The organism is Streptomyces sp. NPDC002730, assembly GCF_042888805.1.
Taxonomy (GTDB): domain Bacteria; phylum Actinomycetota; class Actinomycetes; order Streptomycetales; family Streptomycetaceae; genus Streptomyces.
In genome coordinates this window covers 185321-200857 of record NZ_JBIAQG010000012.1, presented here as the reverse complement: position 1 = coordinate 200857, position 15537 = coordinate 185321, and the positions used below count along the sequence as shown (strand labels likewise).

General features: G+C 67.6%; 14 protein-coding genes. 12 read left to right on the top strand and 2 right to left on the bottom strand.

All coding sequences use genetic code 11. The features are described from left to right. Positions 1 to 99: 99 nt before the first annotated feature. Positions 100 to 507: a hypothetical protein gene (locus ACFYXH_RS29240; protein WP_389568978.1), complete on the bottom strand. Its 408-nt coding sequence runs from the start codon at positions 505 to 507 to the stop codon at positions 100 to 102. Positions 508 to 812: 305 nt separating this feature from the next. Next, a complete protein-coding gene (locus ACFYXH_RS29235) occupies positions 813 to 1649 on the bottom strand; it encodes an aldo/keto reductase (RefSeq protein WP_389568976.1) in 837 nt (278 codons plus the stop codon). Positions 1650 to 1921: 272 nt separating this feature from the next. On the opposite strand from ACFYXH_RS29235, the gene pqqA reads away from it, so the two are divergent. From pqqA to ACFYXH_RS29175, 12 genes are all read left to right on the top strand, one after another. Further along, positions 1922 to 2032, top strand: coding sequence for a pyrroloquinoline quinone precursor peptide PqqA (gene pqqA / locus ACFYXH_RS29230; RefSeq protein ID WP_327327021.1), 111 nt, complete (start codon positions 1922 to 1924; stop codon positions 2030 to 2032). A gap of 11 nt (positions 2033 to 2043) precedes the next feature. Further along, positions 2044 to 2940, top strand: a complete 897-nt coding sequence (gene pqqB / locus ACFYXH_RS29225) for a pyrroloquinoline quinone biosynthesis protein PqqB (protein WP_389568973.1) — start codon at positions 2044 to 2046, stop codon at positions 2938 to 2940. Positions 2941 to 3050: 110 nt separating this feature from the next. Beyond that, the gene (pqqC, locus tag ACFYXH_RS29220) at positions 3051 to 3707 is read left to right on the top strand and encodes a pyrroloquinoline-quinone synthase PqqC (protein WP_389569316.1); all 657 of its coding nucleotides are present in this window, start codon (positions 3051 to 3053) and stop codon (positions 3705 to 3707) included. Beyond that, positions 3704 to 3964, top strand: a complete 261-nt coding sequence (pqqD, locus tag ACFYXH_RS29215; RefSeq protein ID WP_389568970.1) for a pyrroloquinoline quinone biosynthesis peptide chaperone PqqD — start codon at positions 3704 to 3706, stop codon at positions 3962 to 3964. Before pqqC ends, pqqD begins: the two co-directional genes overlap by 4 nt. Next, positions 3952 to 5118: a pyrroloquinoline quinone biosynthesis protein PqqE gene (pqqE, locus tag ACFYXH_RS29210; protein WP_389569313.1), complete on the top strand. Its 1167-nt coding sequence runs from the start codon at positions 3952 to 3954 to the stop codon at positions 5116 to 5118. The genes pqqD and pqqE overlap by 13 nt, the downstream gene beginning before the upstream one ends. Continuing rightward, positions 5115 to 6665: a glycoside hydrolase family 88 protein gene (locus ACFYXH_RS29205; protein ID WP_389568967.1), complete on the top strand. Its 1551-nt coding sequence runs from the start codon at positions 5115 to 5117 to the stop codon at positions 6663 to 6665. The genes pqqE and ACFYXH_RS29205 overlap by 4 nt, the downstream gene beginning before the upstream one ends. A 5-nt stretch (positions 6666 to 6670) precedes the next feature. Then, the gene (locus ACFYXH_RS29200; RefSeq protein ID WP_389568964.1) at positions 6671 to 7447 is read left to right on the top strand and encodes a heparin lyase I family protein; all 777 of its coding nucleotides are present in this window, start codon (positions 6671 to 6673) and stop codon (positions 7445 to 7447) included. Positions 7448 to 7460: 13 nt separating this feature from the next. After that, positions 7461 to 9413, top strand: coding sequence for a glycosyl hydrolase family 28 protein (locus ACFYXH_RS29195; protein WP_389568961.1), 1953 nt, complete (start codon positions 7461 to 7463; stop codon positions 9411 to 9413). Beyond that, positions 9410 to 11587 carry a discoidin domain-containing protein gene (locus ACFYXH_RS29190; RefSeq protein ID WP_389568958.1) on the top strand — a complete coding sequence of 726 codons (2178 nt, stop codon included), beginning with the start codon at positions 9410 to 9412 and terminating at the stop codon, positions 11585 to 11587. Before ACFYXH_RS29195 ends, ACFYXH_RS29190 begins: the two co-directional genes overlap by 4 nt. Continuing rightward, positions 11584 to 13317, top strand: coding sequence for a CBM35 domain-containing protein (locus ACFYXH_RS29185; RefSeq protein ID WP_389568955.1), 1734 nt, complete (start codon positions 11584 to 11586; stop codon positions 13315 to 13317). Before ACFYXH_RS29190 ends, ACFYXH_RS29185 begins: the two co-directional genes overlap by 4 nt. A 5-nt stretch (positions 13318 to 13322) precedes the next feature. Further along, a complete protein-coding gene (locus tag ACFYXH_RS29180) occupies positions 13323 to 14348 on the top strand; it encodes a chitinase (RefSeq protein WP_389568951.1) in 1026 nt (341 codons plus the stop codon). Positions 14349 to 14381: 33 nt separating this feature from the next. Beyond that, on the top strand, positions 14382 to 15473 hold the full coding sequence (locus tag ACFYXH_RS29175; protein ID WP_389568948.1) for a PQQ-dependent sugar dehydrogenase: 1092 nt from the start codon (positions 14382 to 14384) through the stop codon (positions 15471 to 15473). The last annotated feature ends 64 nt before the right edge of the window (positions 15474 to 15537 follow it).

The following is a 15537-nucleotide window of genomic DNA, read 5'->3' as shown; positions in this document are numbered from 1 at the left end:
GTCCGGTGAGCAGCGTGCTCATCGGCGTACTGCACCGGCCGGTGCGGCGAGGGCAGCGAAGTCGTGGGTGCCCGCTCCCTGACTCCCGCCCCGCGGCTGTCAGTACACCGTGACGGTAAAGGGGTCCGAGACGACGCCGCCGCCGACCATCCGGAGATCGTTCCGACCCATGAGGCCGAGGAGGACCCGCATATTGTAGGTGGACCTGTGCGTGGTGTTCATCGACGCGGGCAGGGTCACCCAGCGGTCGCCCTGCCACTGCTGCAGCGTCACCTCCGTGCCCGGTGCCAGCAGCCGGGTGGCGCCGTACACGCGGAACTGCTCCCATGCTCCGACGCTACTGACCGTGGCTCTCGCCGTCAGTGCCGGTTGTGCCATCGCCGGCTTCGTGACCGTCTTCGGCGTGGGATGTGTCGGGGCGACCACGGCCATGGCCACACCGACCGACGCGGCCAGCGCGGCGGCCGTCGCGACCGCCGCAACCGATGCGAGCTTGAAACGCTCCATTGAGACTCTCCAGGGTGAGGGAACTTCCGAGCGCCGACCCTAGGCATATTGGCAGCAAATATGATGAATCGACACGCTCGGCATGAATCACCTTGCGTCGCATTGCGTATCAAAGGCGCGAGCTGCGCAGGTCGCGCTGCTGCAGCCGGGTTGTACGCGGCGGCGGCGCTTGTGTTCCCGCTTGGCGGCGGTGGTCACCTCGTACCGGCTGGATTTCGCCACCGGCCACGCGTGCCTCCGGCTGCGGGAACAGCATCGCCGCCCGGCGTGAACCGGGCGGCGATGTGGTCGTTCATGCGCAGGAGTCAGGCGCCGTAGTCGAACGTCGCCGGGTCGGGGCCGAGCCGCTTGCCCTCGTCCAGCGCCGCGAACGCCGCCAGATCGTCGGCGTCCAGCTCGAAGCCGAAGACATCGAAGTTCTCCCGGATCCGTGACGGGGTGACGGACTTGGGGATCGCGACATTGCCGATCTGCAGATGCCAGCGCAGCACCACCTGGGCCGGCGTCCTGCCGTGCTTCTGTGCGATCGCCACGACTGTCGGGACCTCGAGGAGGCCCTTGCCCTGGCCCAGCGGCGACCAGGCCTCGGTCTGGATGCCGTGCTCCGCGTGGAAGGCGCGCAACTCGGCCTGCTGCAGCTGCGGGTGGAGCTCGATCTGGTTCACGGCCGGGACGACCGAGGTTTCGCCGATGAGGCGCTCGAGGTGCTCCGGGAGGAAGTTCGAAACGCCGATGGCCTTGGCGCGGCCGTCCGCGTAGATCTTCTCGAAGGCCTTGTACGTCTCCACGTGGGCGTCCTTGGACGGCACCGGCCAGTGGATCAGATACAGGTCGATGTAGTCGAGGCCCAGCTTGTCCAGCGAAGTGTCGAAGGCGCGCAGCGTCGAGTCGTAACCCTGCTCGCTGTTCCACAGCTTCGTGGTGATGAAGAGGTCCTCGCGGGCGATGCCGGAGGCGGCGATCGCCCGGCCGGTGCCCTCTTCGTTCTCGTAGATCGCCGCGGTGTCGATGCTGCGGTAGCCGGCCTCCAGAGCCGTGCCGACCGCCTTCGCCGCCTCGTCGTCGGGCACCTGCCAGACGCCGAAACCGAGCTGCGGCATCGCGACGCCATTGTTGAGGGGGATGGAGGGGACCTTGCTCACGAGCGGTCGATCCTTACGTCGTCGGTTGGTTCTTCTGTGGTCAACGACCGTCCCCCTGGACGCATTCCCGACCTCGAAGTTGGCCTGATACAGCTCCGACCTTATCGGTCCGGACCATTGACCGCGTCTCATCAAGACGCAACTCTATGGCACATAACTGAACGCCGGACACTCATGTGAACGGATGTTCAGCCCTGCTCAACCATGCGTTACGGAGCAACCACTCCTGAATCACTCCTGACCCCCACATCTCAGGAAGGCAGGTACTGCACATGAAGGACACCAAGGAAACATCGGAGGAGACGGTCAACTGGCAGACTCCCGAGTTCGTGGTCGTCGAGACCGCGCTCGAAGTCACCGCCTACGCCCTCACCGACCGGTAGACCCCGCCGCCATGCTGCTGCAGGTGCTCGGCACCGCGGCGGGCGGCGGACTGCCCCAGTGGAACTGCGCGTGTCCCGGCTGCGCCGGGGCACGCGCACACCCGCACCGGCGCCGTCGTCACGCCTCACTCGCCCTGTGCGCGGACGAGGGCCGCTGGTATCTCGTCAACGCCACCCCTGACATCGGTGACCAGATCGAGGACAGCCACGCGCTGCGGCCCGGGCCAGGGCAGCGCGAATCCCCCGTGGCCGGAGTGATCCTCACCGACGCCGAACTCGACCACACGCTCGGCATCGCCCGGCTGCGCGAGGCCGACGGTTTCGACATCCTCGCCACCCGGCCGGTACGAGACGCACTGCTCGGCCGGCTGCATCTGGGCGAGGTACTCGCCCCGTACACCCGTATCGAATGGCGCGAGTTGAGCCGCGAAACGGAACCGCTCGTCAAGGGCGGCACCGTAGAAATAGATGCCGTACCCGTCTCGGCCAAAAAACCGCGCTACGCCGTCGGCACCGGTACCGAAGAGCGCACCTGGGTGGTCGCACTTCGGCTGCGCGAGACCACAACCGGCCGCAGCCTGCTCTACGCGCCCGCGCTCGCCCGCTGGACCGACGACTTCCAGGATGCGGTCGAGCAGGCCGACTGCGTCATTCTCGACGGCACCTTCTGGGACGACGACGAGCCGGTACGGGCCGGAATCTCGGCCAAGACGGCAACCGGGATGGGGCATCTGCCGATCGCCGGGCCGAACGGCACCGCACGGCGGCTCGCCGGGCTGCGCGCCCGCTGCCTCTATACGCACCTCAACAACACGAACCCCCTCGTGGACCCGGACGCCTCGCAGCACGCGCTGCTCGGCGAATGGGGACTCGAGGTTGCCGCCGACCGGATGGTGATCGAGCTGTGAGCACATTCGCTCTGCCCGCAACGGAAGCAAAGGGATCGACGGGCGCTACGGGCACAACGGGAGCAGCGGAGGCCCGTGAGCCGTGGAGCCCGGAGGACTTCACGGCGCGGCTGCGTGCCGTACCCGCCGAGCGCTACCACGACCGCCACCCGTTCAACGTGCGTATGCACGAAGGCGCCCTCACCCCCGACGAGCTGCGGCGCTGGATCCTCAACCGTTTCCACTACCAGCGCCACATACCCGTCAAGGACGCCCTGATCCTCGCCAAGTTCGACGACTCCGCGCTGCGGCGCTCCTGGCTGCGCCGGATCCAGGACCACGACGGGGCGGTGGAGGGTGAGGGCGGTATCGAGCGCTGGCTGCGGCTCGGCGAGGCCGCCGGGATCGACCGGGCGCGGCTACGGTCGGGCGCGGAAGTACTTCCGGGCGTACGGCTCGCGGTCGACGGATACGTCAACTTCTGCCGGCTGCGCTCGCCGCTCGAAGCCGTCGCCGCCTCGCTGACCGAACTTGCCGCGCCCGGCATCATGAGCACGCGTATCGCGGCCTTCGAACGCCACTACCGGTGGATCGAGGCCGACGGGCTGATCTACTTCCGCAACCGCATCGGGCAGGGCCGTCGCGACAGTGCGGAAGCACTCGAGCTCGTCCTGGAGTGGGCCGTGACCCGGCGCGAGCAGGAGGCGGCTGTGGCGGCGCTCTCCTTCAAGTGCGAGGTGCTCTGGTCGCTGCTGGACGCAGTGGAACACGCGGGGGACCGGGCATGAGCGAAACCTGGAAACCGGTGCTCGCGCGGTCGGTCGTCTTCCGGCACGACCGGGTGCGCGGCGCCGATCTGCTCGTACTGCCCGAGCGCGTGGTCGTGCTCCAGGGCAATGCCGGATCCATCGTGCGGCTCTGCGACGGCCGACGCGACGTCGACGCGATTGTCGCGGAGCTGGCCGAGCGACACCCGGGCGCGCCCGTGGCCGATGAAGTGCCCGCGTTTCTGGGGCGGTTGCGCAAGGAGGGCTGGCTGAAGTGACGGCTGAAACAACCGCTGAAAGAACCGCTGAAACAACCGCCGAAGCAACAGGCCGGAAAACGGCGGAGGTCGATCCGCCGTGGGCACTGCTCGCCGAACTCAGCCACGGCTGTCCGCTGCACTGCGTGTACTGCTCCAACCCCGTCGAACTGGTCAGTCGGTCAGATGAGTTGACCACCGCTCAGTGGACCGAAGTGTTCCAGCAGGCCGCTGACCTGGGCGTCGTTCAGAGCCATCTCTCGGGAGGCGAACCGCTGCTGCGCCGCGATCTCATCGAGATCGTCGCCGCGGCCGACGGCGCGGGCATCCATACGCAGCTGGTCACCAGCGGCGTCGGGCTGCACGAGAAGCGGCTGGCGGCCCTGATGGCGGCCGGGCTGCGCAGCGTGCAGCTCTCCGTCCAGCATGCCGACCCCGTCGCCTCGGAACTCATCGCGGGAGCCCGCTCCTTCGCGGCGAAGGAACGCGCCGCACGGCTCGTAGGGGAGGCGGACCTCCCGCTCGGTCTCAACGTCGTACTCCACCGGGCCAACCTCGCGGCCCTCGACGACCTCGTCGAACTCGGGCTCGCCTGGGGCGCGGAGCGGATCGAGCTGGCCAACACCCAGTTCTACGGCTGGGCCCTGCGCAACCGCGACGCCCTGCTGCCGGACCGCGAACAGATCGCCGAGGCCCGCGAGTCCGTCGAGCGGTGGCGCACACGGCTGGCCGGCCGGATGGACCTGGTCTGGGTCGTGCCGGACTACGTCGACGGTACGGCCAAGCCCTGCATGGGCGGCTGGGGAGCGGTCTCGCTCACCGTCCAGCCGGACGGCACGGTCTATCCGTGCCCGGCCGCCGCCGCACTGCCCCACCTGGACGCACCCAGCGTCAAGGACCACTCCCTGGAGTGGATCTGGCGCGAATCCAAGGCCTTCAACATCTACCGCGGCGAGGAGTGGATGCAGGACCCGTGCCGCAGCTGCGAGCTGCGCACCAAGGACTTCGGCGGCTGCCGCTGCCAGGCGTACGCCCTCACCGGCGATGCCACCCGCACCGATCCGGCATGCCATCTCTCGCCCGACCACGCGTTCGTACGCGACCTCGTCGACCGTCCGCGTATCCCCGAACGCGTCGCGGCCCCCGCGTACGCCTACCGCAAGGAAGGATCATGAAGCGATTAACGACTCTGCTGCTGGCGGCCGCACTCGCGGGCAGCACACTCTCCGCCGTGCCCGCGGTCGCGAACCCCGCCGCGCCGGCGGCGCCCGTACGGTACGAGGCCGAGGACGCCGCCATCAGCCTCGGCGTCGTCGAGAGCAACCACGCCGGATTCACCGGCTCCGGATTCGTCAATTACGACAATGCGGCCGGCTCTCAGGTCGAATTCACGGTGGACTCCGCACAGGCCGGAAACGCCACGCTGGGCCTGAGATTCGCCAACGGGACCTCCGTCAACCGGCCCCTCGACATCAGGGTCAACGGCCGGCTGGTCGCCGATGACCTGGCCTTTCCCACCACCGGGAGCTGGACCGGCTGGCAGACCAAGAGCCTCACGGCCGAGCTGAAGGCGGGGACCAACACCGTACGAGTGTCCTCAGCCACCGCGTCCGGCGGCCCGAATCTCGACTCGCTCACCGTCACCGACGACGGCTCCGCAGCCACGGACTGGTCGGTCGCGATGGTCGAGTCCACGATGGCACGCTACTCCCCGAGCACCATCGGAGGCTGGTCCTACCCGGTCGGGCTGTATCTATACGGCCAGTACCTCGTCTATCAGCGCACCCGCGACGCCCGCTATCTCACCTACATCAAGAGTTATGTCGACCGCTTCGTCGACAGCAGCGGAAATATCGGGCAGAGCTTCAACAACCTCGACAGCATGCAGGCCGGCAGACTGCTGAACATCCTCCACCACGAAACAGGTCAGGCGCGCTACCAGAAAGCGGCGCAGAAGATCCGGAACCGCCTGAACAGCTATCCGCGCACCGCGGACGGAGGATTCTGGCACTCGACATCGGACTCGCGGCGCAGCCAACTATGGGCCGACGGCGTCTACATGGTGAATCCGTTCCTCGTCGAGTACGGAAAGGAATTCGGCGACTCGGCGTACACGAGCAATGAGGCGACCAGACAACTCGCCGTCTACGGCGGCCATCTGCAGGTCGCGAACGGACTGCTGAAGCACGCCTTCGACGAGTCGCGCGACGCGAGCTGGTCCGATCCGAAGACCGGTCTCGCGCCCGAGCACTGGTGCCGTGCGATCGGCTGGTACTCCATGGCGATCGTCAATGTCCTGGACGCCGTACCGGCCGGCCATCCGCGCCGCGCCGAACTCCTCGGCCGGCTGCAGAAGCTCGCCGCCGGTATCGAGAAATACCAGGACCCGGCCACCGGCCGCTGGTTCCAGGTCGTCGACAAGGGCTCGCAGAGCGACAACTGGACCGAGACCTCCTGCTCCAGCATGTTCACTTTCGCCATTTCCCGCTCCGTACAGCAGGGATATGTCGACGCGCACTACGCGCAGGTGGCGCAGCGCGGCTACCAGGGTGTGCTGGCGAAGGTCGCACTCGGCGGCGACGGCCGCACCAATCTCACCGACATTTCCATCGGGACGAATGTCGGGAACTACAGCTACTACATCAAACGCGACCGGAAGACCAATGACTTCCACGGTCTCGGCGCCTTTCTCATCATGAACGAACAACTCCGGGCGAGGTGAGGGAAATGACAGCATCCCGAAGAGCGATACTCGGCGCGGCACTCGGCGGTGCCGCAGCCGCGGGACTGCCCGCGACCCCGGCGAGCGCCGCAAGCTGGCAGCTGCGCTGGTCGCCTTCCGCGAGCAGCGACAAGCTCAAGGCCTTCGAGACGATCGAGGACGACCGGGCGGACTCCCATCCGGCCGGCGCGCCGCATATCTTCGCCGAGGGTGACAACTTCCGGTTCAACATGCACACGGTGGACCGGGACACCAGCACCGACCGGCAGCGCCACGAGGTGACCGGCCTGCGCAACGGCAGCTCCTACCTCCAGTGGAAGTCCGGCCAGACCTGGCGGGTCACGTACTCGATGTACATCCCGAGCACGCTGAAGGCGACCACCAGCTTCACGCACATCATGCAGATGAAGCAGCCAGGCGCGGGCTCCTCGCCGATCGTGGTGCAGTCGCTGCGTCGCGTGAACGGTGTGCAGACCATCGAGCTCAAGGTCATCGAGGGCGACGTCCTGGTCGGTCGTACGAACCTCGAGCCACTGCACAACAAGTGGACCGACGTCGACTTCCAGATCAAGATCGGCAACGGTACGTCCGGCTCCGTCCGCTGGATCCTCAAGAGCGGCGGCGCCACGGTGATCGACAAGTCGAAGTCCGGCGTCGACACCTTCCTCGCGGACCGGGTGCGCCCCAAGTGGGGCATCTACCGCTCCCTGGGCGACAGTTCGGGCTCGCTGCAGAACTGCCACATGCTCCTCACCAATATGCGCGGCTACCAGCTCGTCTGAGGAGGACGACGACATGTTGAGCTTACGGAGAACCGCCGCCATCGCCCTACTGGGCTTCGCGGTCGCGCTGGGCATCGCCCAGCCGCCGGCCGGGGCCGAGCCGCCCGCATCACCCCCACTCGCCGCCCCCGCGGCGGCAGCGGCACCCGCACCCGCTGCCGCCGAGTTCAACGTCCGTGACTACGGCGCGGTCGGCAACGGCTCCACCAACGACACCGCCGCCATCAACAAGGCCATCACGGCCGCCAATGCGGCAGGCGGCGGCATCGTCCGCTTCCCCTCGGGGACGTACGAGTCGAAGAACACGATCAGGATGAAGAGCAATGTCACCCTGCAGTTGGACGCCGGGTCGACGATCAGCGGCAACGCCGCGGACACCTATGACCCGCCCGAGTCGAACCAGTGGGACGACTACCAGGACTACGGTCACAGTCACTTCCACAACGCCATGATCTACGGCGACAACCTCACCAACATCGGCTTCACCGGCTCCGGCGTCATCGACGGCGACGGCGCGCTGATCACCGGCAACCCCAAGTCCGGCGAGGCTGACAAGATCATCTCGCTGACCCGCTGCAAGTACCTCACCCTCAGCGGGATCACGCTGCGCGAGGGCGGCCACTTCGCGGCGCTCCTCAACAACTGCGACAACGTCGTCTCCGACCATCTCACCATCGACACGGCGATGGACCGCGACGGCTGGAACATCATCTCCACCACCAACGTCAAGATCACAGGCGCCCATCTCGAGGCCAACGACGACGCGCTCGCCTTCAAGAGCGACTACGCGCTCGGCGCCAAGCTCAACAACGGGCATGTCACCGTCACCGACTCCTATCTCTCCGCCGGCTGCTGCAACGCGCTGATGTTCGGCTCCGAGACCTGCGGCGACTTCACCGACTACAACTTCGAGCGGATCACCATCAAGGGCTCCGACAAGTCCGGCCTCGGCCTGGTCTCCATGGACGGCGCGAAGATCTCCGACGTCCACTACAAGGACATCACCATGACCGATGTCCGCTCCCCGATCATGCAGAAGGTCGGTACGAGAAAACGGTGCGGGAACAACCCTGGCGTCGGTTCCATCAGCAACATCACATACACCAACATCAAGGCGACCGGCACCACGCCGTCCTTCTCGCCGACCCTGTGGGGCGAGTCCGGCAGCGGCCGTATCCACGACATCACCTTCAACAACGTCGACATCACCGTGCCCGGCGGCAACGGCACCATGTCCACCAACCCGCCGAGCAACGACCCGAAGGACTACAACCCCAAGGCCATCGGCACCCGTCCCGCCTACGGCTGGTACATCCGTAACGCCGACAACATCCGTTTCACCGACAGCGAGGTGCGGTTCGCCTCCAACGACGGCAGGCCCGCCGTCATCGCCAACAACAGCACCGGCATCCGCTTCGACCGCTTCACCGCCCAGCGCGGCAGCAGCAGCCCCTCCGACCTGCTGTTCCAGACGGTCAACGGCTATTGCGTCGCCAACAGCACCAACACCGGCGGCGGTGCGCTGCGGGTCAGCCAGACCGGCTCCAGCCAGAACTGCGACGGCGGCGGCCCCGCGCCCACCGCCCGCTACGAGGCCGAGAACGCCACGTACTCCGCGGGATCGACCGTCGACTCCGACCACGCCGGCTTCAGCGGCACGGGCTTCGTCAACACACCCAACGCGGCAGGCGCATACGTGGAGTGGACGGTGAACGCCATCGCCGCAGGCAGCGCCGATCTCGCCCTCGCGTACGCCAACGGCACCACCACCGCCCGTCCGATGGACATCGCCGTCAACGGCGTCACCGTCGCGGCCGCATCGCCCTTCGGAGGTACGGGCGCCTGGACCACCTGGCGCACCCTCACCCTGCCCGTCGCGCTCAAGGCGGGCGCCAACACCGTCCGCGCCACCGCCACCAGCGCCAACGGCGCACCCAACGTCGACTATCTGGACGGCCCGGCATGACCAGACGCCTCTGGGCGCGGCTGGCGCTGGTGGGCGCGCTGCTGCTCGGCGCGCTCACCCTGCCGGGACCCGCCCGCGCCGATCTGCAGCACCCGCGCCAGGACTTCCTGCGCTCCTCCGTCGGCGGACTCTTCCTGCACTGGGGCCAGCGGACCGCCCCGTCGCACAACAGCTGCAGCCAGTGGGAGACCGATGTCACGGGTGGCGGCTGGACACCCGACTACTGGGTCCAGGAAGCGCAGAAGCTGCACACCCAGTACCTGGTGCTCGCCACCTTCCACAGCCGCCTCGGCTACGCGCGCCCCTGGCCGTCCAAGATCCCCGGCAGCTGCAGCACGAAGCGCGACTTCCTCGGCGAGCTGATCACGGCAGCCAAGGCCAAGGGCCTCAAGACCATCCTGTACATGACCGACGACCCCCAGTGGCACGCCGAGGGCGGCCACGAGTGGCTCGACTCGGCGGCGTACTCGAAGTACAAGGGCCGCACGGTCGATCTCACCGGCCGGGACGGCTTCGGGGAGTTCAGCTACGACAACTTCTTCGAGGTCATGGACCGCTATCCGGAGCTCGGCGGCTTCTGGATCGACAACGACAACGCGTACTGGGAGAGCCACAACCTCTACGCGCAGGTGTACCAGAAGCGCCCCAACTACACGATCAGCAACAACAACGAAGACACGCCGATCATGGACATGATCAGCAATGAGCAGAAGACCGGGATGAGCCCGTCCTACGACTACCCGCAGGCGGTCTACACCGCGGGACCCCGTCTCACCGAGGCCGACTTCAAGCTCCCCTCCACCGGATCCTGGTGGTACACCGGCTCCGATCCCGCGGTCGACCGAAAACTCACCCTCGGCCGGCTCATCACCAACGCCGGATCGTCGGTGAAGGCGCTGATGGCCGAGACCGCCATGCTCAGCGGAAAACTCCCCGCCAACCAGGTCGCGTTCAACAACTTCGCCAAGGGCTATCTCGACGCCATTGGCGAATCGCTGCACGGCACCGAGGGCGGCGGCTATATGTACGGCGGCCTCGCTCCCGGGTTCTGGAACGACGGCGCGCACGGCGTCACCACCGTCAGCAGGACCGACCCCGACAAGCACTACATCCATGTGCTGACCCCGCCGTCCACATCGACCCTGCGGCTGCGGGACAACGGCTACCGGGTGACCAGGGTGACCAACCTCCGTACCGGCGCGCCCATCGCGTACAGCCAGAGCGGCGGCACGCTCAGCCTCACCGGGCTCGGCGGCTGGGACCCGTACGACACCGTCTTCAAGGTCACCACCGGCGGGCGCGAAGGCATCATTCCCGCCTCCTCGTACACGATGAGCGCCGGCGCGTCGGCGAGCGGGCACGGCGCCGCAGCCGCCGCGGACGGCGACTACCGCACCTACTGGGACAGCAACAAGACCACACCGGTGTCGCTGAACTTCGACCTCGGATCGGCCGAGCGGGTGCAGTATCTCGGCGTCAACCAGCGTGAGGACTCGGTGAGTTACGCCCGCTCCGGCACCGAACAGTCCGCGCGGATCAGGGACTACCGGGTGTACGCGAGCAGCGACGGCACCAACTGGGGGAGCCCGGTGAAGAGCGGCACCCTGCCCAGCCGGCGCGGCGTCGCCGTCATCGACCTCCCCGCGACAACCACCCGCCATGTCCGGCTCGAAGTCGTCAACACCCATGCGGCATCGAGCGATTCGGCCCGTTTCAAGCGGCTGCGGATCGACGAGGCGTGGATCGGCAGCGCGTATGCGGCGGGTGGCGGTACGGCTCCGACGCCGAACCGCTACGAGGTCGAGAACGCCGTCTACTCGGCGGGCTCGACGGTCGACTCGGACCACACCGGCTACACCGGAACCGGCTTCGTCAACACACCGAACGCGGTCGGCGCCTCCGTGGAGTGGACGGTCGAATCGGCGACCGCCCGCACCGCCTCGATCGCGATCCGCTACGCCAACGGCTCCACCGCGGGCCGCCCGCTGGACATCGCCGTCAACGGCGCGGTCGTCTCCGCGAACCGGGCCTTCAACGGCACCGGCGCCTGGACCACCTGGGCCGACTCGACCCTCACCGTCCCGCTCACCGCCGGAGCCAACTCCGTACGCGTCACCGCCACCACCGCGAACGGCGCACCCAACCTCGACCACCTCGATGTGGAGGCGCCATGAGATCGCCGAGATCGCTCAGAGCAGTGCTGGTCGCGGCGCTCGCGCTACCGCTCGCCGCCGGACTGACGGCAGCCCCGCCACCGGCCGCCGCCTCGGACAACGGACTGTCCGTCCGTCCCGCCATGGGCTGGTCCAGCTGGAGCTTCGTACGCCGCCAGCCCACCGAGGCCAAGCTGAAGGCCCAGGCCGACGCCCTGGTCAGCAGTGGTCTCAAGGACCACGGCTACGTCTACATCAACCTCGACGACTTCTACCAGAAGTGTGACTCCAACGGCTTTGTCGTCGACCAGTACGGGCGCTGGGCCGTCGACGAGGCGAAGTTCCCGTCCGGCATCAAGGCACTGGCGGACTACATCCACTCCATGGGGCTGAAGTTCGGTTTCTACGTCACTCCCGGCATCGCCAAGAACGCCGTCACCAAGAACACCCCGGTCGAAGGGACCTCGTACCACGCCAAGGACATCGCAGACACGTCCAAGCAGGAGAAGAACTACAACTGCAAAAACATGTACTACATCGACTACAGCAAGCCGGGCTCCCAGGAGTTCGTGAACTCCTGGGCCCGCCAGTTCGCTTCCTGGGGAGTCGACTACCTCAAGATCGACGGCGTCGGCAGCCATGACATCCCCGACGTCCGCGCCTGGGACAAGGCACTGCGCGCCTCCGGCCGTCCCATCAACTACGCCCTCTCCAACAACCTCGCCATCGCCGACGCGCCCACCTGGCGACAGCTCGCCAACAGCTGGCGCACCCAGGGCGATGTCGAGTGCTACTGCGGTCCAGGCCCCAACGGCAGCGGCTTCCCGCTCACCGACTGGAACCATGTGACCTCCCGCTTCACCTCGGCGGCGAACTGGCAGCAGTACGCGGGACCCGGCGGCTGGAACGACCTGGACTCGCTGGAGATCGGCAACGGCGACCAGGTCGGCCTCAACGCCGACCAGCGGCGCTCCCACATGACGCTGTGGGCGATGGCCGCGTCCCCGCTGCTGCTCGGCACCGACCTCACCGCACTCAACGCCACCGACAAGGCGATGCTGACGAACGACCGGCTGATCGCGGTCAACCAGGACGGTATCGCCGCCAAACGGATCGTCAACTCCAGTCCCAAGCAGGTCTGGAGCAAGCGCGAATCCAATGGCGACTACATCGTCGCGCTCTTCAACACCGGCACCTCCGGCAACCAGACCGTCAGCGTGAACTGGTCCCAGGTCGGCTTCTCCGGCGCCGCGGCCGTGACCGACCTTTGGTCCGGCCAGAGCGGCGGCACGGTCAGCGGCTCCTACAGCGTCACGCTGCGGCCGGGGGAGACCCGGCTGATTCGGGCCACCCCGCAGTCGGGCACCACCGTGCGCTACGAGGCCGAGAACGCTTCGTACAGCGCGGGATCGACCGTCGACACGGACCACGGCGGCTTCAGCGGCACGGGCTTCGTCAACACGCCCAACGCCGCGGGCGCGTATGTGGAGTGGACTGTCGAATCGGCGACCGCCCGGGATGCCGCACTGAGCATCCGCTACTCCAACGGCACCACCGCGGGACGCCCCATGGATGTGTCCGTCAACGGGACGGTCGTCTCCGCGAACCGGGCCTTCAACGGCACGGGCGCCTGGACCACCTGGGCCGATTCCACCCTGAACGTCCCGCTCAAGGCAGGTTCCAACACCGTACGCGTCACCGCCACCACAGCGAACGGCGCACCCAATCTCGACTACCTCGACAGGGGATAACAGACGTGCGACCCGCCACCTCAACGCTCCGTAAGTCCGCGATCGGCGCGGCGGCCCTCGGGCTGCTGGGCTCACTGGCTCTGTCGGCTTTCCCTGCCGCCGGCGCGGTCCCGGAGGCCCCGCAGGCTGTGGCTCCCGCAGCCTCGGGCGCGATGGCCGCAGCACCGTACGAATATCTCGGCTGGGGCAGCCCCCAGAAGCCGACCGACGTCATGGCGGCGACCGGCGTGAAGTGGTTCACGCTCGCCTTTATCCTCTCCGACGGCGGCTGCAACCCGAAGTGGGACGGCAGCCGCGCGCTCAAGGGCGGCTCCGACGAGAGCGCCATCAAGTCCATACGGGCGGCGGGCGGCGACATCGTGGTCTCCGTCGGCGGTTGGAGCGGCGCGAAGCTCGGCGAGAAGTGCTCCAGCGCCACCGCGCTCGCCGGGGCGTACCAGAAGGTGATCGACGCGTACAAGCTCAAGGCCTTCGACATCGACATCGAGAACACCGAGTTCGGCAACGCGACGGTGCGGCAGCGGGTCGTCGACGCGCTGAAGATCGTCGAGCAGAAGAACCCCGGCATCGTCACCTACATCACCATGGGCACCACCCCGAGCGGCCCGGACGCCACCGGCAAGGACCTGATCAAGCGCGGCGCCAAGGCGGGACTGGCCGCCGACGCCTGGGTGATCATGCCCTTCGACTTCGGCGGCCACAGCGGCAGCATGGGCCAGGCCTCGGTCAGCGCCCTCGAAGGCCTCAAGGGTGCCGTCAAGAGCGCGTACGCATACAGCGACTCCGTCGCCTACCAGCACATCGGCGTCTCGTCGATGAACGGCAAGACGGACGAGGCCGGAGAGACCGTCACCCAGGGCGACTTCAAGACGATCCTCGCCTACGCCCAGCAGCACCACATCGCGCGCTACGCCTTCTGGTCGGTCAACCGCGACCGCAGCTGCGGCTCCGGCGGCGACGCGGACGCCTGCAGCGGCGTGTCCCAGTCCCCCTACGCCTACACCAAGATCGTCGCGCAGTACGCGGGCTGACACTCCACCCCCACACCCCCCACGGAGGAACACATGCGAGGCAGGAACTCAGTCGGCACGGCGGCTGTGGCGGGCGCGGCAGCGCTCGTCGCAGGGCTCGTCCAGTCGGCGAACGCCGGCGAACCGGCGGCCGCCGGAGCGAAGGGCGCCCCGACCGGCATCACCACCATCTCCACAGGCTGGACGATCCCGTGGGGCACCTCCTGGATGCCCGACGGCTCCACGGCCCTGGTCACCGAGCGCAACTCGTTCAAGGTCTTCAAGGTGACACCGGCCGGTGCCAGGACGCAGGTCGGAGCCGTCCCCAACTCCCAGACCACGGGCGGCGAAGGCGGACTGATGGGCGTCGCCGTGGACCCGGACTGGGCGTCGAACCACTACGTGTACTTCATGCACACCTCGTCCGACGGCAACCGCATCGCCCGCATGACGTACGACGGTTCCACGCTCAAGGACTACAAGGCCCTGCTCCAAGGGATCAAGAAGAACAAGTACCACAACGGCGGACGGCTGGCCTTCGGCCCCGACGGCTATCTGTACGCCACGACGGGCGACGCCCAGACCGGCTCCAACGCCCAGGACAAGAACTCCCTCAACGGCAAGATCCTGCGGATGACGAAGGACGGCAAGCCCGCGCCGGGCAACCCGTTCAACAACTACGTCTTCAGCATGGGCCACCGCAACCCGCAGGGCATCGCCTTCGATCCGCAGGGCCGGCTGTGGGAGGCCGAGCTCGGCCAGAGCTCCAAGGACGAGCTCAACCTCATCAAGGCGGGCAAGAACTACGGCTGGCCGACCTGTGAGGGCAATTGCTCCGTCGCCGGGATGACCAACCCGAAGAAGACCTGGAGCGTCTCCGATGCCTCGCCCAGCGGTGTCGCGATCGTCGACGGCGCGGTGTACATGGCGGCGCTGAAGGGTGAGCGGCTCTGGCAGATCCCGATCAACGCCGGCAACGAGAACGTCGGCACGGCGAAGGCGTTCTACGTCGGCACATATGGGCGGCTGCGCGCGGTCACCAAGGTGCCCGGGGCGAACCAGCTCTGGCTCTCGACCACGAACGCGGACGGCAACGGGGGTGAGCCGGCCGGCTCCGACAAGATCTTCCGCGTGACGATCGGCTGACCGGTCTCGGTGACCGGTCGTCAAGACCGCTGCCCGGCGCGGGGCGCATGCCCCGCGCCGGGCA

Excerpts from the sequence above, each read along its gene's own strand:
- ACFYXH_RS29240 (WP_389568978.1), bottom strand. The coding sequence starts at position 507 with ATGGAGCGTTTCAAGCTCGCATCGGTTGCGGCGGTCGCGACGGCCGCC.
- pqqA (WP_327327021.1), top strand. The coding sequence starts at position 1,922 with ATGAAGGACACCAAGGAAACATCGGAGGAGACGGTCAACTGGCAGACT.
- pqqB (WP_389568973.1), top strand. The coding sequence starts at position 2,044 with ATGCTGCTGCAGGTGCTCGGCACCGCGGCGGGCGGCGGACTGCCCCAG.
- pqqD (WP_389568970.1), top strand. The coding sequence starts at position 3,704 with ATGAGCGAAACCTGGAAACCGGTGCTCGCGCGGTCGGTCGTCTTCCGG.
- ACFYXH_RS29205 (WP_389568967.1), top strand. The coding sequence starts at position 5,115 with ATGAAGCGATTAACGACTCTGCTGCTGGCGGCCGCACTCGCGGGCAGC.
- ACFYXH_RS29200 (WP_389568964.1), top strand. The coding sequence starts at position 6,671 with ATGACAGCATCCCGAAGAGCGATACTCGGCGCGGCACTCGGCGGTGCC.
- ACFYXH_RS29195 (WP_389568961.1), top strand. The coding sequence starts at position 7,461 with ATGTTGAGCTTACGGAGAACCGCCGCCATCGCCCTACTGGGCTTCGCG.
- ACFYXH_RS29190 (WP_389568958.1), top strand. The coding sequence starts at position 9,410 with ATGACCAGACGCCTCTGGGCGCGGCTGGCGCTGGTGGGCGCGCTGCTG.
- ACFYXH_RS29185 (WP_389568955.1), top strand. The coding sequence starts at position 11,584 with ATGAGATCGCCGAGATCGCTCAGAGCAGTGCTGGTCGCGGCGCTCGCG.
- ACFYXH_RS29175 (WP_389568948.1), top strand. The coding sequence starts at position 14,382 with ATGCGAGGCAGGAACTCAGTCGGCACGGCGGCTGTGGCGGGCGCGGCA.